The following is a 21282-nucleotide window of genomic DNA, read 5'->3' as shown; positions in this document are numbered from 1 at the left end:
GACGAGCCAGCGACCAAGCAAACGCCCGAGGCGTCCTCGGCTGAGCAACCCGAACCCCCGGCGCAGCGCGCGGCAGACGAGCCAGCGACCAAGCAAACGCCCGAGGCGTCCTCGGCTGAGCAACCCGAACCCCCGGCGCAGCGCGCGGCAGACGAGCCAGCGACCAAGCAAACGCCCGAGGCGTCCTCGGCTGAGCAACCCGAACCCCCGGCGCAGCGCGCGGCAGACGAGCCAGCGACCAAGCAAACGCCCGAGGCGTCCTCGGCTGAGCAACCCGAACCCCCGGCGCAGCGCGCGGCAGAGCCAGATGCGCTGCCCCAGGCAACAACTGCCAACGTGCCCGAGGACGAGCCAGCCACGAAGCAAACGCCCGAGGCGTCGCCGGCTGAACAGCCACGGAGTCGCCGGGCGGGGGGCGCGCCATCCGCCCAAAAGGCAAGCTCAAGCCGTCGTGCAGCACCGAGGGCACAGCAGCTAGCCGCGGCCGCCGCCCGGGAGGCCGTCGTCGACAGCTACCTGTCGGCCCGCCATCGACCTCACGAATGGGTCCCAGCAGGCATCCGGCTTCCCATCGACCTCCGGCACCGCCTGGAGGAACGACTGCTGACAGACCAGGACAGTACGGGCAACTACCAGCTTGCCCTTGCTCACTACGTCAACGCAGCCTTGGACCTAATCCCAGACGACGACGTCGAAACCTCATCCGAGTGGGCTCGGGGGTACCTGGAATCACTTGGCATGGCCAGGCCCCGAACCACAGGGACAGGCACCCGCCTGCACGGCGATGTCGAGCTGCGGATGAAGCGGCTAACCGCCCGCTTACGGCGCCATTCACGGTACGGCCTGGTTGGGCACCTCCACGCCGCAGCCGTTGTCCGGCTCCTCGACGCGCTCGACGAGGAGTAGAACCCCCGCGCCCCATTGCAGGGCCGAGACAACCAAGGCAGTCATGCCAACCACAACCCACCAGTGGGGGGCCGCGAGCGACGCTCGCGGCCCCCCACTGGTGGGTTGTGGACGTGTTGGGGCCCGTGCGCCACACCTTCCATGGACGAACGTCTACAAGGGCCTGAGGCTCAACGCCGGCGCACCATGAAGCACAATAGGTGACGAGGAAGCCACTGGCTGCGCTGCCCAACCGGCGGAGCCTCCCCTGCCCCGTCGAGCGCATCCGATGCCACTAGGAGCCGCGCGCGGAATGTGATGCGATGCGTGGTGCGACACGCCGCGGAATGTGATGCGATGTTCGGTACGCCGCATGGCAGGATCAGCGACCATGAGCAACAGCCGTCGTCGCGGTCCGAGACCCGGAGCACGTCAGCGTGGCAACACCGCGGTATACGACCCCAAATCGCGCCAACCGTACCGGACCACACTGACCTTTCCGCCGGTCCAGAAGCCGTGGCTCCTTGACGAGGCGTCGGCCAGGGGGATGACCGTGGCTCGCCTGCTCATAGACCTCGTCAGGGGAATGGACCTAGACGGCACCGGCCTTCCACTGTGGGCGGAAGGTGGCAACTGCGAAGAGCACATCGCCAGGTCCCTCGAGGAGTTCGAAGCCGTGCCTGGACAGCGATATCGGGTCACAGCAGAGTTTCCGCCAGCCATCGGCGCCAAACTCGTCGGCGTTGCCGACGGGCTAAGCGTTGCCGTATCCGAGGTCGTCCGGGCGGAGATTCGGCAGTTGATGACCGGCCGCGCTAACGGCAGCCGGCACACCACCCACACCCAGCTAGCGCTTCCGACCACTTCCATGGATCAGCGCCCGCCGACCGTGGCCGCCGCATGACCTTCATCCAGAACATCCCGCACCCAATTGGTGCGCGCGTCCCGCTTACGAGGAGGCGATAGCCGACCCCAACCAACGACGGGGCCCCGGAAATCCGGGGCCCGCCGATAACTGAATGGATCCGCTCCAAGACCCGGGGTGCCTCGTCGGCCGCTAAACCTTAGGCGCCTCGGATGGAGCCCCCCTGCCTTGGAGGGCTGCTGCCATGACGGTAGCACCTACCCGCCTGGGCTGCACAGTCTCGTCCACGTTCGGGGACGAGTCGCGTCGTGCTACGCCCGGCGACCTGCCAAACGATCCCGAGGCCCTGCGCTACGAGCTGTTCACGGTGCGGCTTTCGCCGCGGCCGCGAATACGGCTCGACCGCAGTGGCACTCACGAGTACACCGAGCGCCGACGGCCAGCCGTCGCGCCGACCTGCCCGCACGCGGTCTATCTGACCGACGCGGAGGGTCAGTTCCGCCTGCTCTGCTTCGATCTGGACGCCTCAGCCGGCCAGTCGGTGGTGGGGGAGGATCTCGCACGGCTTTGCACGCTGCTGGACACCGTGGCGATTTCCTATGTGGTCGCCCGATCCGGCCCCGGCGGTGGCTACCACGTTTGGCTTCGTCTGCGGGAGCGGGTCGGCGCTGCGGTGGTACGCCGCCTTGCCCAGGCTCTGGCGGCCGTTCTGCCGTCCTTGGACACTGGGGCACTAACGAACCCGGCGACCGGTTGTGCACGCCCTCCGGGTGCTCTACACCGCCACGGCGGACGTTCGGTGCTGGTCAACCCGAGCGACCCTCTGCGGGCCTATGAGACGCTTGCGGACGGCGTTTCTGAGGGGCAGCTGCAGCTGCTGTTCGACTCGCTGCCGCAGACGGCCCGTGCCGCCGGCGCGGCCGCCGCATCCCGGCCAAGGGGCACCGCGCAACAGCGGATCGTCGACAACGACAGTGGCCCGCATCTAGCGGGGCAGCGGCGCGCCTTGTCGCCCTCCACCGCGGCGCTGTTGACCGCCGAGCCCGCCGGTGACGCCTCGGCGTTGCTGTGGCGCATCCTGCTGCGTACCGCGTTCGCTCGATGGCGCCTCGCCGACGTGGCGACACTGGTCGCGGACCCGGCGATGACGGGTCTGGAGCACATCCGCTCCACGCGGTGCGGCAGCGGCGGTCGTGTCGCACGCGGTCCAGCCGAGCAGGACGCGCTGCTACGCCGACAATGGCGGCGGGCCGTCGAGCACGCCGCCGCGCTGCCCCAGCTCGTCCCGCAGGACGAGGACGGACCCCGCGAGGCCGGGCGGGCCGCCGAGGTAACCGCGGCCGTCCAGCGCATCGAAGCCGCCGCCGAGGCGATGCCCTGGCGGTGGGCAACACCGGCCGGACCGGCAGACCGGGCCGCCCTCAAGGCACTGTGCCTTATGGCCCTGGCCTGCTGCTCAACGGAGCTCGCCCTGGATTGCCGCCGCTGGTCACGCCTGACCGGCCACGGCAAGTCCACAATGGCCGAAGCCGCTAACAGGCTTAGCCGCTCGTCATCGTTGGACGGCCCACCCTGGATAGCGCTGGTCACTCCCGCCGAAGGCACCAGAGCCGCCGTCTGGAGACTGCTGCCTCCGGAGCCGGAGCAACAAGACGATGCCACCCAAGGCGACCCCCATCTGTCGCCTGTGGACATAACCCGGACACAAGGGCGCAAGCCCGCCCCCCAGGGATCCGACTACGTACCGCAACCGGCAGGGGAGGACTGGGCCGCCACCACCGCACGTCTGCGACAGGAGCTGGCCCGCATAGCCCACGACGTCTGGACACCGAGGGGAGGTCTTGGCCACCACCTGGAGCGCACCTATTCCTATCTCCTAGGTCGTCCTAGGACGGTAGGAGGGTTGGCGCAGATCACGGGCTACAGCACGGCTACCATCCGACGACACCTCGACATTCTGCAGGAACACAAACTCGCAGCTCAGCAGCGGTCGGGGGAGTGGAAGACCGGTCGGGCGAGCCTGGACCGGGTCGCTGACCGACTCGGCGTCGCCGGCGTCGGCCGGACCCGCCATCAGCGCTACCTCGTCGACCGGGAGCTGCACGCCTGGTGGATCGAGGAGCAGGACTGGCGGCAACGTCGCGGTAAACCCCGAAAGGGGGGGCCACCCACCGGCGAGCCACCCGACACCGGCCAAGCCGCGATCCCCCTACCGGTCGGTCCCAGAACCACCTACGGCCGGTTCCCAGTGCGCCGCGATGGCCGGGCCGACTACACCCGGGCCCGCGCAGTCGTCGCCGGCCGGCTCGGCCTGACCGCCATTGCCGACGACGCCATCGAACGCGCCGCGGCGCAGCTGCTCGCCGAGCGGTTGGGCGCGACCGAGCTGGAGAAGGCCGCCGCATAACCGTTCGCCAGGCCGACGGGGGAGTGAGGGGGTCCGCGGCCGCGCCCGTCCCCGGAGGGCCACCGCGCCCGGACGCGGGAACCTTCCCGGTTCCCGCACCCTCCCGGCTGGGCCTGCGCGGCCCAGACCCGCGGCGCGCCGGGAAGGCCGACAACGCCGGCGTGCACGCCGGCCACGAGACGCGGGACGAACTCACGGCACCAGGTGGTCTTCCCGTTCGCGCGCCCGAAGGGCACCGGGGCGTTCCTTGGGCGTCAAGGCCAAGCCGCTACGCGGTCGGCTACGCCGAGCCTTGACGCCCAAGGAACGCCCCGGTAGGGACAAGCCCGCGCGAACGGGAAGACCACCCACAACGGGGGGCCTGCAGCTGACGCCACCACGTAGTGGCGGGGCCAAACGGACACCGTCCACAGTGGCCCACGTCACAGGAGAAGCCTTCCCTGAACCTACCTAACTACTGTATCATTAGAAGTAACGATGAGGAGGGACGGCAACCCGCCCCGTCGCACAGGAACCCCTCAAACGCCCCTCTCGGAAGGGAAGACATCCACATGGATGCCGTACGGATCGATCTGGACTACGCCGGGCCGTACCAGCCGCCGTCCGCCCCTGGCATCGCGTACCGGCCCCAACCCGTTACGTACCACGGAAAACTCGCGGAGCCCGTCTACCCCGGGCGACTCGTGGTCGACGGCGACTGGCCCGCCACACGCCCGGAGGAATGCGTGGGGGAGTACCCCACCCAGTGGATCGGCGACGGCCAGGTCCTGATCTGCACCGGATGCGGGCTCGACTGCACGTAAGGCGGCACGCACCACGCGTTCCCGCACATCACCAACGCACGCGCCACCAACGTCCAGAAGGGACCGGCCAATGCCCGGCGCCAGCAGCGACCAGCAGCCCGAACCGACCACCGTCACCGCCCAGCTCGACCTACGCTTCCCGAGTACCACCTGGCACGACCAGTACGGCACGCTCACCAACTGCCTCTCCTGCGGCTTCGAGGGGTTCTGCCTCGTCGAAGGAGCCGCCAACCCGCACCAGTGCCCCACCTGCCAGCACGCCGGGGGCACCCGCACCCGCACCGGGACCGGGCACCGCGCGGCGGCCGCCACCCACCAAGGACGCAGACGGGTCAACGCCGACGCCGCCGCCATCGTCGAACACCCCGACGGAGGCCGAGGATGGGCCGTCGCAGACGGCGTAGGCGACGACTGGGACGCCGCCGACGCCGCCTACCTCACCGCATGGACGGCGGCCGCCGCCGCCCCACGCGTCAGCGCCACGGGCGCGCTACACACCGCCCGCCAGGCGTGGCACGAGCAGTACGGCCACGCCCCGCCCGGCCAGGCCGGAACAGCAGTCGCCGTGGTGGCCACCGCGATGCCAGAACACCTCGGCGGCGGCCTCGACATCGCCTGGTGCGGCGACGCCCGGGCCTACGCCCTCAACTCCGGCACGCTCGCCCAGCTCACCACGGACCACACCGAGGCCGAGCAGCTGCGAGCCCTGAACATCAGCTGGCTGCCGATCGGCCCCGACCACCCCGGACACCACTGCGTCACCTCGACTGTCCGATCAGGACGCATCGACAGCTTCCGTGTCGTGGGCGACGTCGACCGGCTGCTGCTGTGCACCGACGGCATCTACAACACTCTCACCGAGGCCCAGATCATCCAGATCCTCACTAGCACCGATCCCGCCGAGGCCGCCGCCCGGCTCGCCGAAGACGCCGGCAACGCCGGCCGGGACAACGCCACCGCCATCGTCATCACCTCCGTCGGCCCGTAGGCGCCCCGCACGCCGCTGCGACGGCCGGTGCATATGTGACCGCCGACACACGTGCGAGGGCACCATCAGAACCAGATCTACTGTATCATTAAAACAAGCGTGACGGAGGGACGGCAACCCACCCCACGCCCACAGGAACCCACCGGAACGGAAGGAACCTCCTCTCATGCGCATCGAGATCGGTGACCACATCACCTGGCCGGACCACGAGGTTGCCCGTGCCTGGGGAGCAGCGGCGGTCGCCGCCGGCACCGGAACCGTGCTGGACCACTGGCACGACAGCACCACCGGCACGCACGGGTACATCGTCGACCTCGGCCAATCCGCGTCGCGGACCGTCACGCCAAGCGCGGCCGCCTGCCGCCTCGCCGCCCCCGCCACGGGCATGCCGGCCGCATGGCGCTGGATCGTCGGGCCCAACGACTGGGCCGGATGGGTGCTCCACGCCGGACAAGACATCGCCGGCTACGTCCAGCGCGAGAACACCCGCAACGAACTCGGCCAGACGGTCTACCTCTGGATGCCCTACAACGGCGACGGCGAGCAACTGAGCAGCCGCGCACTGACCTACATGGAGTCGGCCCGCCGCACCGTCGAACAGCACCTCGCCGTCGCCGCCGTTCCGGTCCGACCCGACAGGGCCATCGGCGTCGCCCCCGTACCCGCCGCCAACCGCGTGCACCGGCCTGGGCGCCTGCCGGTCAGCTGACACCCCGGCATCCTGCCCGCGTGGGGGGCAAACCCCGCGCGGGCAGACTGCCCCAGCAGGCCGCCGAAAGCGGAGACGCGACCCGCCGAGCATCCCCACCCTGAGGCTCGGCGGGCACGCAACCCAGCGCGAACACGTGCACCGGGTCAGTCGCGATCGTCACCGCCCGCCGCGCGGAGTCCGCGTTCCGAGTGCATCGAGCACCCGGCCCGCGGGCTGCCGCGCCCGCGTTGCGCCGCCGGGACCACCGGGCAGGCCAACCCCACGACCCAAGCTGCACGGCACCAGCTCCGCCCACTGCCGGCACAACACCACAGGTACCGAAACGGCTGGTCCGCAGGCACGGTCGGGCCCGCGTGCTTGTCCCGGGCCGGCCGCCGCACAGCCACCCGGCCAAAGACCACGTCGAAAGGACCACGACCTTGACCAGCACCGACATAGACCTTCGCCACGGCGACCGGATCCAGGTCCTGCCCGGCAAGGCCCGCAGCGCCCACACGCTCCAGCCACTCAAGACCGGCCTCTACATAGAGGTCAGCTCCATTCGGCCAGACCCGCTCGACGGCACAGTCGAGGTCACCGGGTTCCTGCTCACCCAGCGCGGCGCGTTCCGCAGCGGCTTGCCGACCCGGACCGTCATCCTGACCTCCGACGCCTACACCACCCCGATCCGCGTCGGCGACCGCGTCCGCTACCGGGCCACGGGCGAAACCCCCACCGTCACCGCCATCCACGAGGACGACAACGGCTACGCCACCGCCGCCGTGCGGTTCCCATCCGGCGCCCACGGCACCGGCTACCGCCTGGTCGACCTGGAACACCTGGCCCGCCCCACGACCAGCCCAGCGCCGGACCTCGCAGCGGTCGTCACCGCATGCGCTGGGCTGCACTGCCACCAACCCGCGACCAACATCGTGCTGTGGTGGCCGCGCTCCGGCGGGCAGCAGACCAAGGCGCTGTGCGCGAGCGACACCGACCAGTACCTGGCGATGCTCAACGGCAACCCGGCCAGGGTGATCGAGCTGGCCGACGGCACCCACGACTGCCTCGCCGACAACTCGGCCACCCAGGTCGCCACCTGCCAGCACTGCGGCCACCTCATCTACCTGTACCGGGCGCTGCTCGACCACGCCGAGCCGTGGCGCGACGGCGAGTACGACGAGACCGGCCGCTGCGGGCCCGGCGAGGACCGCGCCCGCATCCCCGTGGCGCACGACCCGGCCATCACCATCGCCGCCCGCGACGCCGCCCTGGCCACCCGCCCCTGCGGTGCCAGCAGCGGCCCGCACAACGCAGCCGACTGTCCCGCCACCCGCTCGTGACACCCCACCCACCGAGCTCTGACCAGCCCAATCTGAGAGGACACAGCATGACCCGCACCGCGACCACGTACGGCATGCAGGACGGCTTCGACTACGAGGGCTTCCAGTTCAGCGACGCCTTCCCGGTCCCGGACGCGTACGCCGTGTTGTACGGGATGGCCCACTTCCAAGGCCCTGACGGGTACCTGTGGTTCGCCCCCGACAACGGCGCCGGACAAAACAGCATCGACTGGGCCTACCCGCAGAACGTGGCCGAGTTCGACCGGCGGCAGGAGAACGACGAAGACGCCTACCACCGTGACCCCGAGTACCAGGCGGTCATGGCCGAGCTTTGCGCACAGGTCGACGCGGTGAGTGCCACGGACGCCCGCTACGGCCGGTGGAGCAGGACGCGGATCGAGCGTTCCGGGCACCCGGCCACGCACTGACCTGCCTCCCTCCCCGTGGGTGTGGCCGGCTGGGCCGGCCACACCCAACGCCCTGAACCACTCGGACGGTGCGGCTACACCGACCGGAACCCGGACACCAACAACCTCAGCGAAAGAGCGTGATCGTGAAGATCGAAGCCTATGAGATCGAATACTCCTGCTCGCCCGGCGGCGTGGACGCGTGGGAGGTCTACGACCAGAGCGACCCTCGCCAATCAAGGCTCCTGGCCACCCTGGACACCGCCGAGCAGGTCCGCGCGCAGTACCCGGACGCCACGCTGCACACCCTGGCCGAGTACCACGCCGGACAGGGGGAATGATCATGGACGCCCTGGAAGGCATCCGCGTCGGCGACACCGTCCGGCGCGCTTGGGCGGGCGCCGCGAAGGCGGCCGTCACCGCGCTGCGCGAGCTGCCCGACGGCACCGAAGTGGCCGACCTGCTGCTGCCCACCGGCAACACCCAGTTCGCGTACCAGGTCGACGGGCTGGTGTTCGTGGCCCGCACCGCCGAGGCGCTGCCCACCCGGCCCTGCCGCCGCCCGCACGCCGACCTGCCATGCATCCGCTGCGAGCACGCCGACGAGCTGACCCTGCCGCACACCAACCTGATGGTGCCGTTCACCCCGCTGCGCGTGGTGTCCCGCCGCGGCGGCGAGCTCCAGTACACGGCAGTGCTGGCGTTGGACGGTCAGCCGGTCGGCACCATCGAGTACGACCTCTGCGTCGGCTACGCCGAGTACCGACCCAACCCGGGCAGCCCCGTCACTGTCGCCCAGGTGGACCGCTTCGCCGACCAGAGCGTGCTGGAGGACGGCACCACCCCGACCACCGCGCACGTGCTCGACCGTCTCGTTGAGGAGTGGTTCGGCCAGACGCTGGTCAAAGCGGCCACCCGACGCGGCATTGGACTGGCCCGCTACCACTGCGCCTGGGGCGATGAGCACCACTCGCTGCCGTCCACTCCGGACGACACCGACGAGGCCCTGCTCGCAGCGGCCCGCATCGTCTACCCGCGCACGCCGCACAGCAACGGCGTCTGGCAGGCGTGGACGAAGAGCCAGCGGTGGCAGGTCCTGCCCGACCCCGCCGGCGACTGACCCGGTGTACCGTCGCCGGCCGGCGCGGATTCCACGGAATCGGCCGGCGGACCCAGGTTCAAGGACGCGTGGCAGCACGTCGCCGCGCCGCCTCGTAAGGAACGGGGGGAGCGGGGATCACCTGCGCGCTCCCGCCCCCCGCCCCCCTCCGGGCGCAAGCCAACGCTCCGAACCCGGGCTCGAACCGGGCAGCTCTCCTCCAGGAGGTAACCCCCATGCACGCCGACACGGGTTCCCCAGTCGCGGCCGCCGGCCGTAGCCGGCACAACCCTCATCGGTACAGTGGACCGCGATCTCTCCTTACGCCAGGAACGCGGCATCAGTCGCCGACCGGCACGGGGGAATGGTCGACGGGCAGTGCCCGCCCGCCGCGGTTCACGGCGGAGACAACGTCCGGCGGCAGCGCGACACGAGCAGGGACCGAGGCTATGGAGATCCGCGAAGTCGACGGTCGCCGTGCCACCAACCGCCGTGGCGCAGCCGAGTACCTCGGCCGCTCGTTGCAGACCGTGAATCTGCTCGCATCGCCCAAACGCAAGGCGGAGGGCTCTGGCTGGCCCGACGCCTTACCGACCCGGACCGCAGGCCAAGACTGGTACGCGCTCGACGATCTCGATCGGTTCCGCAATACGGTCCTCGCCCCCGCCGAGGCGGCCCGGCGCGCCAAGGTGCACCACGTACATCTCGACGGCGATCCAGAGGAGTTGCTGACTGCCAAGCAGTTCCGCGAGATCATCGGCGTCGAGGCCGGCCCGTGGGCGAAGTACGTCGCCGAAAGCCAGCCCTCCTGGAAACACGGGCAGGACGGGTACCTTCCCCTTCCGGATGTGGAGGAACCCGGCCGCGGCGGCACCATTCGCAAGTGGAAACGGCAACGCGTCCAGAGCTGGATCAACGACCGCCCTGGATCGACGCGCGGGGGCACACGCCGCGGTGGACCGACCACGGCCGACGCCGTCGCAGCGATCGCCTCCGCCGGCGGGCACCTGACCGGCACCCAGCTCGCCGAGGCTCTCGGCGTCCCGCTCAACACCGCCTACCGGCTCCTCCGGCAGGCGCGCGCCCAGCACGCTGCGAACCAGGCACCTCCGCCAAGCCTCTGACCAGCAATTACGCTCTCAGACGGCCGTAGGCGGCCGAATCGCACCTGCCTAGGGTGAACGGCACGGGCAGCAGAGCGCCTAGACCCCCACACCCGCGGAGGTTGCGTCCCTTCCTCCGCGCCCCTTGGCCGGCCCCCCCGCCGGGCGCCCAGCGCGGGGGACACTGTCGCTTCCCGTTCGTTCTGTCGGTCCGTCATCGCGCTGACCCGCCCTTCGCCACATGCGAGCCCGTCGACGAGCCGGGCCGGTTTCCCATCTGATCTGGCGGATTTCCGTGCACTCTGTCCGTTCGACTACTGTCATTCGGGCCGATTGACACCACCCCCCATGTCATTCACACTGGATGACATGAGGGGTGCGGAGCCCCCTCCGGAATCAGGGAGGCGGCCCGAGATGGCCACGTACGTCTACTACGAGGGCTGCGGCTACGAGAGCGAGCCGTTCGAGGCAGCCACCGACGACGCGGCCATCGAGCACGTCGAGGGCACCTTCCGCTCGGCCGGCAACCCCGACTTCGACGGGGACGAGGGCGGCATTCTTCGCATCGAACTCGCAGACGGCGAGGAGGACCGCCTCGGCGTCTGCGAGTTCGCCGGCGAGAACATGCTCCCCGACCTGGCCGGCGAGCGCGGCTCCTACCGGGGCGTCTGATGGGCGACGATCTGACCGAGGCCGTCACCGTCGCACTGGAAGCCGCCGCGATCTCGTGGGCCGCCCTGCTCGGCACCGACATGACCGCCGTCCTCGGCGAGCGCATCGCGGCGAGCGCCCCGCGTATCGCCGCCCAGTTGCACACCCCCGGCGAGCAGCAGGGCACGGCGGCGGACCTGCTCGACGTGATCGGCCACCCCGGCGACGACGACCCCACCTGGTGGACCACCGAGCTGGGCCGGGCGATCGCGCACGCCCTCGACGACCAGGGCGTCAGCCAGACCGAGGCCGCGCTGCTGCTCGGCGTCACCAAGGGCACGATCTCGCAGCTCGTCGCCCGGGGGACCCTCGCCCGGGTGGCGGGCGGCCAGGTGTCACTGACCTCGGTGCTGGATCGGCTCGCCAGCCGACCCGTGAACTGACTCCTGGACAACACCGACGCCCCTCTGGCGGGCCGCCGGAGCAGCGATCCGCCACTTCCGGTGAGACACCGTCGGGCGTTCGCCACCCGGTTCGCCATCGCGCTGCGCGCTCGCCACTTCAGCTGAGAACCGACAGACACCTGCCCTCATCACCATGAGCCCGGTCGAATTCTCGGCCGGCTCATTTCTTTTCATTTCTTTTCGTTTCATTATGTTGCGGCGATACGAAATGAAATGCTATGATGGTTTCATGCTGATCGACACCCGCCGCGCCGCGCGTCGTACGCTCGCCACGGCCTTAGACGCCCCCCATCCCGCAGGAGTGGCGCACCGATGACCGACGCCGAGCGCACCGCGCCGCCCCAGCCCACCGCCGGGCAGCCCACGTGCAAGTTCCCCGGTTGCACCAAGCCCCGCCGCCCGGCCAGTCCCGGGCCAGGCCGACCGCCGGAATACTGCGAAGACCCCGACCACACCCCCTTGAAGGCGCTCCGAGCCGAGCAGGCCGCCGCCGGAATCCGCCCGGAGACCACCGGCGGACCGGACCCGGATCAGCGGCCCGCCAAGCACGCCCGCGCCACCGCCATCGACAGCCTCAGTAAGGCCACCGTGGTCGCCGCCTCGCTCCGCGAAACCGCCGAGCTGTTCGACCACGCCGCCCGCCTCTCCGGGGACGCAGAGGCCGCCGCCATCGAAATCGAGAAGGTGACCGCCGCCGAGCGGCAGAAGGCCGCCGAAGCCGAGACTCGTGAAGCCGAAGAGCGCGACCGCCGTCTCACCGCCGAAGCCCGCGCCGAGAAGGCAGAAAGCTACGTCGATGCCCTCGCCGACCAGACAGAGGCCGCCGAGAAGGCCCGAGACGAGGCTCGGGCCGAGGCACGGCAAGCCCAGCAGGCCCTCGACGAAGTAACCCAGGCCCTCGACGAACGGACCCGTGAACGCGACGCCTCCACCACCCGCGGCGACCAACTCGCCGGGCAGCTCGCCGAACGCACCGGGCAACTGGAGACCGAACGCAGCCGGGCCGAGGACCTCGCCAGCCAACTTGAGCAGACCAGCGCCGCGCGGAACCAGCTCGACAGCGAACTTCGCCGGGCCCGCGAGCGGATCACCGACCTTGAGACCGCGCTGAGCGCCGCCACCCAACGCGCACAAGCCGCCGAACAGGCAGCGGCCACCGCAGACACCAAGGCCGTCGAAGCCGAACGCCGCGCCGACCGCGCCGACGCAGCCCGCGAACAACTAGAGGCCCGACTCGCCACCGCCGCCGAGCAGTTGACCGAGGCCCGCGCCGACCGCGACCGCCACGCCGCCGACCTTCGCCAGACCATCGGCGAGCGCGACCGGATCACCGCCGAACTCGCCGACCTGCGCGCCCAACTCGAACACGCCCAGGGCCGCAGCGAGCAGCTCGAAACCCAACTACAGCAGGCCCATCAGACCGCCGCCGCCGAGCGCACCGCCCGCACCGAAGTCGAGCAGGCCGCCCGCGCCGCCGAGACCCGCGCCGCCGACGCGGAGCGCCGCGCCGACCGCGCCGACGCAGCCCGCGAACAACTGGAAGCGCGGCTCGCCAGCGCGGCGGAGAACCTGGCCGAGGCCCGCGCCGACCGTGACCGGCTCCGCAGTGAGCGCGACCAGGCCCACGCGGAGGCCACCGAAGCCAACGAACGGGCCGGCCGATACGCCGAGCAACTCGCCAGCCTCGCCACCACCCGACCAACCGATCCCGAACAGCAGCCCAGCCCTCGCCGGGGTCGACGACGAGGCGGAGAACCGGAGTAGGGAACCCGTGAGCCAGACAGCCGACCGGCTCGGCCAGCCGGTCCCCGTGCCCCCACACGTCGACCCCGACGTGTGGGCACCGGGCGGGCCACGAGACGACGGATACGCGCACCCCGTGGGTCCGCGCGCCCAAACCCCGTCATGCGCCTTCCGTGTCGGGGGTGTCCTTCACTTAGCTCGGGTATGGAGCAGTGCCCGGCGCCAAGCGGGTGTGACTCTTCGATGTTCCGGCTGCTCTGCCGTTCGACTGTTCGGGCGTTCGACTGTTCGACTGTTCGAATCAAGCGCTGACGGAGATGCGCTGGCCGCGAACCACCGCCGTCGAGCGGGCCCGCTCCAGTGTGGGCGTCCGTCGAGCCGCGCACACGGCCTCGCTGAGCAGCCAGGCACAGGTAGCGTCGCGCCGTGACCTCCCACCACGTGACCCGACAGGGCTCCGCATCAGGCACCGCGGCGCCCGCCGACGAGACGAACCCAGCCGACCTTGCCGCCCTCGCTGTACGGCTGGAACAGGTAACCGCGAACCTCAATGGCCACATCGTCGAGGCCGCCGACCATCTCGCCCGCCCGCGCATCGCTGCCGCCGAGGCATCCGCCGGCCGGCAGCTGGCGGACCTGCGCGCCGAGTACGAAGCGCGGCTGCGGCGCGCGCACGACCTCGAGACCGAGCTGCGCCGCCAGCTCACCGCCCAGCTGCGCCAGGTCGCCCGACTCCGGTGGGTCGCCCGGTACCTACCCGCGCCGCTGCGCGGCCTAGTGCTCACAGACCCCAGCCGGCCCGGCGCCTGGTGCGGCGACCGGCCCGACGAACAGTTCGCCGTCGACGTCGACGCCGCCGCGGCGGCCGTAGGGCTCACCCCGTACCCGCACTGACTGGGCGCCGACGGCTACCGCCGCTGCGCAGCACCTCGCCCGGCTCGCGGCGGAGGCCGACGACAGCCGTGAGCACCGACGGCCTCGACCCCAGCCCGCTCCCCGGGCCCGCCGGCGGCCCTGAAGCCAAGGAGCTTCCAAGTGCGTAAGGCCGACCCTAGACTCCGTAAGCCATGGTGGGCGTACCTGGTCGCCGTCCCGTCGCCCTCCTAGCCGTCGGGATGATCAGCGCCTGCTGTGGCCTCATCGCCGAACTGGTCATCTAACCCATTACCTGACATAAGGTAAATTATCGACCTTTGAGGAACGTCGACCACGCCACGGCCCGGGCGCCTGGAGCCACTGTGACGTACCACCTCTGATCGACCTCGGGGGCTGGCATCGCCCGTGCCATCGCCGAGCGGGCTCTCGACGACAGTTCACGGCGTATGCGAGGGCGGACCGGCCGCAGTCCAGGCCCGCCCCCTCCTAAATCCCTGCAGTGCGGACCTCATCGCAGTTGAACAGCCCATCATTGCAAGTACGGGTGCATGTCGGCAGCCCATACACTGCCGGTTGTGGGTTTCCTGGCTCTAATCCATCGTCTCAATGCCCGTCGCTACAGAGCGGGTGCAGAGGCAGGTGACCCGGTAGACCAGTACAACCTGGCTATCGAGCTAGAGCGTGCCGGAGATGACGTCGCAGCTGAATCTTGGTACCGCAAGGCCGCCGAGGCGGGCGACCCGGACTCTCGTAACAACCTTGCGTTGATGCTCGACCGGACCGGGCGCAAGTCAGAGGCCCTCAAGTTGCTGGTGGCCGCGGCTGACGACGACGCCGAGATCGCCTACAACGTCGCCGTCCTGAACGAAGAACTAGGCGACGAGATCGCCGCGCTGGCCTGGTACCGGCGCGCGAGCGAGATGGGCGACTCCGACGCCGCGCGCGAACTCCGCCGACGCGGCCTCCATTGATAGTGCCCGACCATCAGCTGCACGGGTGTGTGACGGATCATGGAGCGGTTGTCGATCATGGGCAAGAACGAGAATCCCCGCTTTCCGGTCCCCTTCCCCGGACTCCTCCTGGACGGTAACGGGTCAATCCTCCAGCCAGCGGCACCATCCAGCACGGCCTTGGAATGCGTTGGCCGGGATGCCCAGGGCGCCTGGATAGAGCCGGTCATAGGCAGCGCTGATCTTCGCAGCCGCTGCTGGTGGGCGCAGCAGCCATGGCGCAGCCACGTGATGAGGTTCGAGTACCGCCCCGTACTTGGTGCGCACGATGTCCCCGACAAGCAGGCCGTGGCGCATCAGCCCACGCCACAACGGCTCCGCCGACCCGGTGAACCCCCGCTCCCACATGCTGAGCTCGCGGAGCCGCAATGGTAGCGCCGCGACCCTGATTTCTGCGGCCAGCATCGGAGCGCCCAGGAGACGCAGGGCGTGAGTGCGGTGCGTGCCGTTGACTGTCACCTGATGGATCGGGCCGGCCGGGCCGTCAGCTCGTTCCATGTAGACGATCCCGTCGTCGCTGAGCACCTCGCACACCGCTTCGTCCGGATCATCGGCAGTCAGAAGCTTCTCGATGATCAGGCCGACGATCTCGGGCCGGTGGTCGCCGAAATCGTTCCAGTGGCGGGCGTTGCCGCCGATCACCGTCGTGGGATCGACCCAGGCGTAGGCGTCGAGGTAGCCGAGATCCTCGCCGTCCCACAATGGCTCGTAGGGCACGAACTCGGTAACGGAGATCAGAGGATGTTTCTCGTTGAGCGCGGCGGCCCGGGCGGTGATCTTCTCGGCTAGCAGGTCAAGATCCCAATCGGCGCGCGCGCTCAGTAGCGCGGCCGCGAGTTCGGCGCGCTGCTTCGCGCTGGCCTCAAGAAAGGCGCCCATGGAGGGAAGGGCGCCACCGGTGTCATACGGCAGCCGGTCCGGCATCCACGTGCCGACCGGCGCGTTGGCCCACCGGATCGCGGGGCAAGCACCAGGCGGGGTGGACACCCCCGAGAGCAACTCCGCAGCCGCTTCCGCGCTGCGGGCCAAGCCCGCGACAGGACGGCCGGACTCGTCCACTGCCGAAAAGCCCTGCCCCGACGCGGTGACGTGCCAAGCAGTCTGGCTCGGCGGGAGCAGCCCGCCGCGTACCTGCTGCCGCCGCACCAGCCGCTCATAGACGCCGGCCAGCCGCGCCGCGTCGTCGCGAGGGTCGACCTCGACCAACTCCTGATCCCGCTCGCGGACGCCTGCAGCCGTAGCCGACACTGCGGACGCCATCTCACCGGAAACGACGACCACCGGCGCGGGCCGCCGTCGCCGAAACGCCGGCACCGACAGCAGCGACCACCAGAGCCCGACGACACCGACGCCCACCCACTGCGACGGCGCCGGCGTCGCCGTCCACACCATGCCAGCCGTCGCCGCGCCGTAGCCCACCCAGCCAACCCGGCCGCCGACGTTGCGGGTCACGGCCAGTACAAATAGGAGGGCGCCAGAAATGCACCAGGTCCACCACAGGGTCTCGGCCACCACTGGCATCGCCGCTGTGTGCGTGTCCAGATACTGGTGCACAGGGACGGTGACGACTTGACTCAGTGCCTGATCACTCAACCAGGCCGTCGCGGCGTGCCCGGCCGGCGCCGCCGCGGCGGCCAGGCCCCGCAGGATCGGGGCTACGAAACAGACCAGCACCACCGCCCCCACGCCGAGCGCGGCAGCGATGAGCCACCATGGCGGCCAGTGCTCACTGCTGCGATCCCGGGCCCGTGTCCACAGGTACCGGCCCAACTCGCCAACGACGGCGGCGAGCTCATGCCCGCCGCCGCGCCGCTCGCCATCCGCGGAAGCGGTGTCTGCTGATTGCTCGGTAGTGTCATCGGTCACCTGTGCGCTCCTGACTCAAGCCGCGCCAGCTTCGGGTAACACAGTGCCACGCGGCGCTGACAAGCCGACACGGTCGTGGGTCGGCGGTGTCCCCCATGAGTCTTAGCGGCTCGAGGCCTGAGGACGTCGCCGCCGTCTAGCGACCAAGACGTCGGCCGGGGCGCTACGAGGCCGACCGGCGCAGCTCCAGCACCGGCCATCCGCGTCACCGGTGCAGATACCGGTTATGCGCAGCCCTCATCTCGTCCACATCCCGATCCTTGCCGGCCGGGCTGAAACGATCTAGCGCCGCCCAGGCACGGGCGAGAGCGTCCGTGACCGCACCAAGTTCAGCCGAATGCTGCTGGGCGAGGCGTAACCGCTCAGCCTCAAGGCGATGCACCCACCCAGCCGCGGCCGCCTCGGCGCTGGCGGCAGCCGCGCGGACCTGAGCCTTGTTGCGGGCAGCCTCCACTGGTACAAGGGCGGCGGCGGGTCGACCGGCATCGGTAATGATCGTCACGAGGTCTGTGAGCGCGGTGAGCCTGACGAGCTGAACTAAGCGCGTACGTGCCTCGTGGATCGTGACCTCGCGGCGGGCATCGTTCGGGCGGGTACCGGCGACCATAAGTTCAGCATCCGGACGCGTATGACACTTTCCCGAGCCGCCCGGTCGGGCAAACGCAACGCCGGCGGTTCGGCGGGCTGCCGGGTAGCGGCGGTGGGCTACATCGACGCGGCGAGGGGCCTCGGTCGTCGACAGTTGACGCCAGGTCGTACAGGCCCACCACACGAGGCTCCTTCGGGACCGATCCGTTTCTTGGCCGCGTGTGACGGTGTGCTGTGGGCGGGGATCATCCGTGGCGTCTATGGGAAGGGCGACGTTTATGCCGCCGTGGCGGACAACGAATTTACGATCACGGCCTTGCTTGTCGCTAGGGCGGTCTCAAGACGGTGAATGGCCAGCTCGGGCAGCGGCCGCCCGAGGCCGCTTGCCTCAACCACAGTGGACAGGCCGTGGGCCTGATCAGAGGTGCCGACCGCCACCGATGAGTGGTGTGAAAGGACGTCGCGCGCGGCGTAACCGTCGCCGTAGTCGAGAACCTCGCGGATCAGGTCGCGAGCGATGTTACGCGTCATCGGATCGTCCGGCTTGTTGATCGCGTCGATGATGGCCAACCCTAGGCGAGTACGGAAGACCGCAAGCGTCGGCTCTGGTCGCAGAGAGCGGTACCGGGTGACCATCATCTCGACGTTATCGACAAGCAGTGCCAGGTCCGTGGGCAGCACGAGCGCGGTGAGGCAGGCGGCCACGGCGGCTTCCCACGGCTCACCAGGTTGCGTTTCGGCGAGGAGGTGCAGGGCCTCGGCGCGGTCGCCGCTGATCGCGCGGGCGAGCACGGCGACCTGGCGGCCGTCGAGCATGCGCCGGCCGATGCCGTTGTGCCGCCTAAGCCGGTCTTCGGCGTCGCGCCACCGACCGGCGGTGGTCAAGGCGCGGCTGCCATCGGCCAGCTGAACGCCCCACAGCCATTGGACGAGCTCGCGGTGGGTGTCGCTGCTGGTGGTAAGCACGGCTGCGGGAACGGGAATGCCGTCGATGACGGCGTCGGTCCGGGTGAGGACCGCCTGATAGAGGCTGTCGAGCAGGGCGGCGGCGGCCACTCCGTCACCGGCGCGGATATGTAGTCGGGCGAGGTTGACAAGCGGCTCGAAGGCATTTCGAGCAGTGCCGGTGTGGCGTCCCGGTGTGTCGAGGTAGGCGTGGGCGTGCTGGTGGCACCAGAGGCGCGCGAGTTGCTGTTGCCCGCAGTCGGAGGCGATGAGGGCGGCTTGGTTGTGCACGCGTGATGCGGCCGTGAGGTCGCCGTCGCTGGCGGCCCTGTCCGCGAGCGCGGCCAGCGCGCTGATCCTCGCGGACAGGGCGGTGCACGGCGGCCGCGACCGGGCGATGAGGGGGAAGCGTTGCGCTATCGGCCCGGTGGCGTCCATGGTGTTACTCCCAGATGACGCTGATCGGGTGGCCGGGCCTGTCAATCAAGAAATGGCCTTCGTCGGGGCTGCTGGCGGTGGGGATCGTCGGCAGTTCGAACCGCACGGTCCGGTCGCGGAATCGGGTGTCCCAGGTGGCCGCCTCGCCAGCGATCCGGTCCACCAAGGCCGCGGCGTCGGGTCCGTGGCCGATGACCCCGATCTCGTAGCGTTTCTGCCCGTCGACCGGGTCGGCTGGACGCAGGGTGAGGTAGGCCAGGTTCGGGCCTTCGACGGTGGCCATCGCACCCCACGTGGGGAACATCGGGTCCACCTGCTTGCGGTCGATCGCCTCACGGGCGGTGTTCATCCGCATGATCGAGTTGGGTAGGCGCAGCGCGAGCCACAGGTCGACCCACTCGTAGGGCACCATCGGGGGGAAGATCACCCCGGTCCACACGGTTTCGCGTGGGGTGTCGAGCACGCCGGCGAGTTGGGCGGCGTCGACGCTCTGGTCCTTGTTGACCTGCAAGGTGACGTCCTGCTCGGGGTTGAGTGCCACGATGCGGCGGGCGTCGTCGCCGATACCGCGTAGTGGCATGAACACCGCGAGCTGGGAGTCGACGCTGCGCCATCCGGTGCCGGCGCGGGTGAACACGATCGAGCGGGACGCCGCACCGCGCAGCCGCAGCGGCACGACCAGCCGCCCGTCGTCGGTGAGCTGATCCAGCCAAGGGGTGGGCACGGCGTAGGCGCCGACTGTGGCGATGATCCGGTCGTGCGGGGCGCCGTTGGGGTGGCCGAGCGCTCCATCCGCCAGCACGACGTCCACGTTGGTCGCGCCAGCGGCGGCCAGGTGCTCACGCGCGCCGTCGACGAGATCAGCGTCGACGTCGATCGTGGTGACGTGCCCAGTGGCGCCGACCATGTGCCCGATGAGGGCGGCGTTGTATCCGGTGCCCGCCCCGAGTTCGAGCACCCGGTGGCCGGGTTGGGCGGCGAGTTGTTCGAGCATCATGGCGACGATGCGTGGCTGGCTGGCGGCGCTGATGCGGGTGCCGTCGCCGGCGGTCTTGGTGTAGACGGCCTCGTCGGCGTAGGCCGCTGGCGCGTCGACGTTCGGCAGGAACAGGTGCCGGGGAACCGCCGAGAACGCGTCCCGCACGGCGTTGGTGTGGATCACCGCTTCGTCGGCGAGCCGCTGCGTCATCGCGGCGCGCAGGGCATCGGGCGTTTCCGCTTGTTGATCACTGATCGTAGTCATCTCGGACACCTTAGTGGTCGGTGGTGGCGCGGACCGGCCGGACACCACGGCGTCGAAGCCAAAGGTCCCGGTCATGGCCAGCGCCGCCATTGTGGACAGGTCGGGCACGGAGATCCCGGCCCGGTTGGCGTGAAAGATGATGTGGTGGGCCAGCACGGCACGCAGGCCGCGCCGCAGCCGCCCGGCGCGCGCCAGGGCGGCCAGTTCCTGACCGGCCCGCTCGAACCCGGCGACCCACCCGGCGTAACCGGCCAACGGGCGTCCGGGGTCGCTAAGCCATTTCGGGTCGACGGTCAGCAGCCGGGTCATCGCCTGCACGAGTGGTTCACGTCGCGCTTCGTCGAACACGGCCGGGTCGGCCACGTCGACGGGGCGCTCCAGGGCGACCTTGGCCCACACGTCGCCCTGCTCGTAGCGGTCGAGTCCCGCACTGCGCAGCAGGACGGCACACAGGACCGCGGTGGCCTCACACTGCCACGGCAGTGTGGGAGTCGAGCCGGCTTCCCGGGCGCGGGCGAGCAGGTGGTGGCCGTCGGCGTGGAAGAGCCGGTGGGCGGTGTCCATGCCGTCGCGGCCGCCGAACGCGATGGTCTCGGGTTCGTAGATGTTGGGATGCCAGCCCAGGACGCGCTCGTTGGCGGCCAGCTTGTCCAGCAGCGTCTGGACGGTGAGGTAGCCGGCGTCGTCGGTGTGGACCCGTAGTCGCCATACCTTCTTGCGGATGTACCACCAGCCGCCCAGTACGCCGAGCCGGACCGCCTGGTCGAGGTCAGGGGCGAGGTCGGTGGCCAGGATCTGCCATCCGGTGTGGGGGTTGATGGTGATGTCGGCTTGACGCCAGGTGGCGGTGGTCATCGCGGTGTCCTTCGA

At 70.1% G+C, this 21282-nt stretch carries 20 protein-coding genes; 16 read left to right on the top strand and 4 right to left on the bottom strand.

The annotated features are described in order from the left end of the window. The first annotated feature begins 1438 nt into the window (after nt 1–1438). The 16 genes from V6V89_RS10385 to V6V89_RS10310 all read left to right on the top strand — a co-directional run bounded on the left by V6V89_RS10385 (nt 1439) and on the right by V6V89_RS10310 (nt 15293). Nucleotides 1439–1789, top strand: coding sequence for a hypothetical protein (locus V6V89_RS10385; RefSeq protein ID WP_334618815.1), 351 nt, complete (start codon nt 1439–1441; stop codon nt 1787–1789). Nucleotides 1790–1994: 205 nt separating this feature from the next. Further along, entirely contained in the window at nt 1995–4157 is a 2163-nt protein-coding gene (locus V6V89_RS10380) for a helix-turn-helix domain-containing protein (RefSeq protein WP_334618814.1), read from the top strand. A gap of 551 nt (nt 4158–4708) precedes the next feature. Further along, nucleotides 4709–4960: a hypothetical protein gene (locus V6V89_RS10375; protein ID WP_334618813.1), complete on the top strand. Its 252-nt coding sequence runs from the start codon at nt 4709–4711 to the stop codon at nt 4958–4960. Nucleotides 4961–5030: 70 nt separating this feature from the next. Beyond that, entirely contained in the window at nt 5031–5948 is a 918-nt protein-coding gene (locus V6V89_RS10370) for a PP2C family protein-serine/threonine phosphatase (RefSeq protein WP_334618812.1), read from the top strand. Nucleotides 5949–6114: 166 nt separating this feature from the next. After that, nucleotides 6115–6657, top strand: a complete 543-nt coding sequence (locus V6V89_RS10365; RefSeq protein ID WP_334618811.1) for a hypothetical protein — start codon at nt 6115–6117, stop codon at nt 6655–6657. 422 nt (nt 6658–7079) lie between these two features. Continuing rightward, entirely contained in the window at nt 7080–7979 is a 900-nt protein-coding gene (locus tag V6V89_RS10360) for a hypothetical protein (protein ID WP_334618810.1), read from the top strand. Between the two features lie 47 nt (nt 7980–8026). Continuing rightward, nucleotides 8027–8407 carry a hypothetical protein gene (locus V6V89_RS10355; protein WP_334618809.1) on the top strand — a complete coding sequence of 127 codons (381 nt, stop codon included), beginning with the start codon at nt 8027–8029 and terminating at the stop codon, nt 8405–8407. A 125-nt stretch (nt 8408–8532) separates the two neighbouring features. Next, complete coding sequence (locus V6V89_RS10350) at nt 8533–8727, top strand: hypothetical protein (protein WP_334618808.1); 195 nt, start codon at nt 8533–8535, stop codon at nt 8725–8727. 2 nt (nt 8728–8729) lie between these two features. Further along, complete coding sequence (locus V6V89_RS10345) at nt 8730–9506, top strand: hypothetical protein (RefSeq protein WP_334618807.1); 777 nt, start codon at nt 8730–8732, stop codon at nt 9504–9506. A 428-nt stretch (nt 9507–9934) separates the two neighbouring features. Next, nucleotides 9935–10609 carry a helix-turn-helix domain-containing protein gene (locus V6V89_RS10340; RefSeq protein ID WP_334618806.1) on the top strand — a complete coding sequence of 225 codons (675 nt, stop codon included), beginning with the start codon at nt 9935–9937 and terminating at the stop codon, nt 10607–10609. Between the two features lie 393 nt (nt 10610–11002). Beyond that, complete coding sequence (locus V6V89_RS10335; protein WP_334618805.1) at nt 11003–11260, top strand: hypothetical protein; 258 nt, start codon at nt 11003–11005, stop codon at nt 11258–11260. Then, on the top strand, nt 11260–11682 hold the full coding sequence (locus V6V89_RS10330) for a hypothetical protein (protein ID WP_334618804.1): 423 nt from the start codon (nt 11260–11262) through the stop codon (nt 11680–11682). The genes V6V89_RS10335 and V6V89_RS10330 overlap by 1 nt, the downstream gene beginning before the upstream one ends. Before the next feature lie 154 nt (nt 11683–11836). Beyond that, entirely contained in the window at nt 11837–12019 is a 183-nt protein-coding gene (locus V6V89_RS10325) for a hypothetical protein (RefSeq protein ID WP_334618803.1), read from the top strand. Then, nucleotides 12016–13467 (top strand): hypothetical protein, encoded by a 1452-nt coding sequence (locus V6V89_RS10320; protein ID WP_334618802.1) that lies wholly within the window; start codon nt 12016–12018, stop codon nt 13465–13467. The genes V6V89_RS10325 and V6V89_RS10320 overlap by 4 nt, the downstream gene beginning before the upstream one ends. Before the next feature lie 405 nt (nt 13468–13872). Continuing rightward, the gene (locus tag V6V89_RS10315) at nt 13873–14340 is read left to right on the top strand and encodes a hypothetical protein (RefSeq protein ID WP_334618801.1); all 468 of its coding nucleotides are present in this window, start codon (nt 13873–13875) and stop codon (nt 14338–14340) included. A gap of 557 nt (nt 14341–14897) precedes the next feature. Beyond that, complete coding sequence (locus V6V89_RS10310; RefSeq protein ID WP_334618800.1) at nt 14898–15293, top strand: hypothetical protein; 396 nt, start codon at nt 14898–14900, stop codon at nt 15291–15293. Nucleotides 15294–15416: 123 nt separating this feature from the next. On the opposite strand, the gene V6V89_RS10305 is transcribed toward V6V89_RS10310, so the two are convergent. From V6V89_RS10305 to fxlM, 4 genes are all read right to left on the bottom strand, one after another. Then, nucleotides 15417–17198, bottom strand: coding sequence for a hypothetical protein (locus V6V89_RS10305; protein WP_334618799.1), 1782 nt, complete (start codon nt 17196–17198; stop codon nt 15417–15419). 205 nt (nt 17199–17403) lie between these two features. Beyond that, the gene (locus tag V6V89_RS10300) at nt 17404–17805 is read right to left on the bottom strand and encodes a type II toxin-antitoxin system Phd/YefM family antitoxin (protein WP_334618798.1); all 402 of its coding nucleotides are present in this window, start codon (nt 17803–17805) and stop codon (nt 17404–17406) included. Nucleotides 17806–18062: 257 nt separating this feature from the next. Next, nucleotides 18063–18842 (bottom strand): hypothetical protein, encoded by a 780-nt coding sequence (locus V6V89_RS10295; RefSeq protein WP_334618797.1) that lies wholly within the window; start codon nt 18840–18842, stop codon nt 18063–18065. A gap of 331 nt (nt 18843–19173) precedes the next feature. Beyond that, a complete protein-coding gene (fxlM, locus tag V6V89_RS10290) occupies nt 19174–21267 on the bottom strand; it encodes a methyltransferase, FxLD system (protein ID WP_334618796.1) in 2094 nt (697 codons plus the stop codon). Nucleotides 21268–21282 lie beyond the last annotated feature (15 nt).

It is taken from the genome of Micromonospora sp. CPCC 206061 (assembly GCF_036906915.1).
In the GTDB taxonomy this organism is placed as follows: domain Bacteria; phylum Actinomycetota; class Actinomycetes; order Mycobacteriales; family Micromonosporaceae; genus Phytohabitans.
This window is presented reverse-complemented; position numbering and strand designations above follow the sequence as displayed.

What these genes read in the sequence shown, in the direction of transcription:
- fxlM (WP_334618796.1), bottom strand. Translation starts at nt 21,267, where the DNA reads ATGACCACCGCCACCTGGCGTCAAGCCGACATCACCATCAACCCCCAC.
- V6V89_RS10370 (WP_334618812.1), top strand. Translation starts at nt 5,031, where the DNA reads ATGCCCGGCGCCAGCAGCGACCAGCAGCCCGAACCGACCACCGTCACC.
- V6V89_RS10375 (WP_334618813.1), top strand. Translation starts at nt 4,709, where the DNA reads ATGGATGCCGTACGGATCGATCTGGACTACGCCGGGCCGTACCAGCCG.
- V6V89_RS10320 (WP_334618802.1), top strand. Translation starts at nt 12,016, where the DNA reads ATGACCGACGCCGAGCGCACCGCGCCGCCCCAGCCCACCGCCGGGCAG.
- V6V89_RS10335 (WP_334618805.1), top strand. Translation starts at nt 11,003, where the DNA reads ATGGCCACGTACGTCTACTACGAGGGCTGCGGCTACGAGAGCGAGCCG.
- V6V89_RS10330 (WP_334618804.1), top strand. Translation starts at nt 11,260, where the DNA reads ATGGGCGACGATCTGACCGAGGCCGTCACCGTCGCACTGGAAGCCGCC.
- V6V89_RS10365 (WP_334618811.1), top strand. Translation starts at nt 6,115, where the DNA reads ATGCGCATCGAGATCGGTGACCACATCACCTGGCCGGACCACGAGGTT.
- V6V89_RS10300 (WP_334618798.1), bottom strand. Translation starts at nt 17,805, where the DNA reads ATGGTCGCCGGTACCCGCCCGAACGATGCCCGCCGCGAGGTCACGATC.
- V6V89_RS10380 (WP_334618814.1), top strand. Translation starts at nt 1,995, where the DNA reads ATGACGGTAGCACCTACCCGCCTGGGCTGCACAGTCTCGTCCACGTTC.
- V6V89_RS10355 (WP_334618809.1), top strand. Translation starts at nt 8,027, where the DNA reads ATGACCCGCACCGCGACCACGTACGGCATGCAGGACGGCTTCGACTAC.
- V6V89_RS10325 (WP_334618803.1), top strand. Translation starts at nt 11,837, where the DNA reads ATGAGCCCGGTCGAATTCTCGGCCGGCTCATTTCTTTTCATTTCTTTT.
- V6V89_RS10345 (WP_334618807.1), top strand. Translation starts at nt 8,730, where the DNA reads ATGGACGCCCTGGAAGGCATCCGCGTCGGCGACACCGTCCGGCGCGCT.
- V6V89_RS10340 (WP_334618806.1), top strand. Translation starts at nt 9,935, where the DNA reads ATGGAGATCCGCGAAGTCGACGGTCGCCGTGCCACCAACCGCCGTGGC.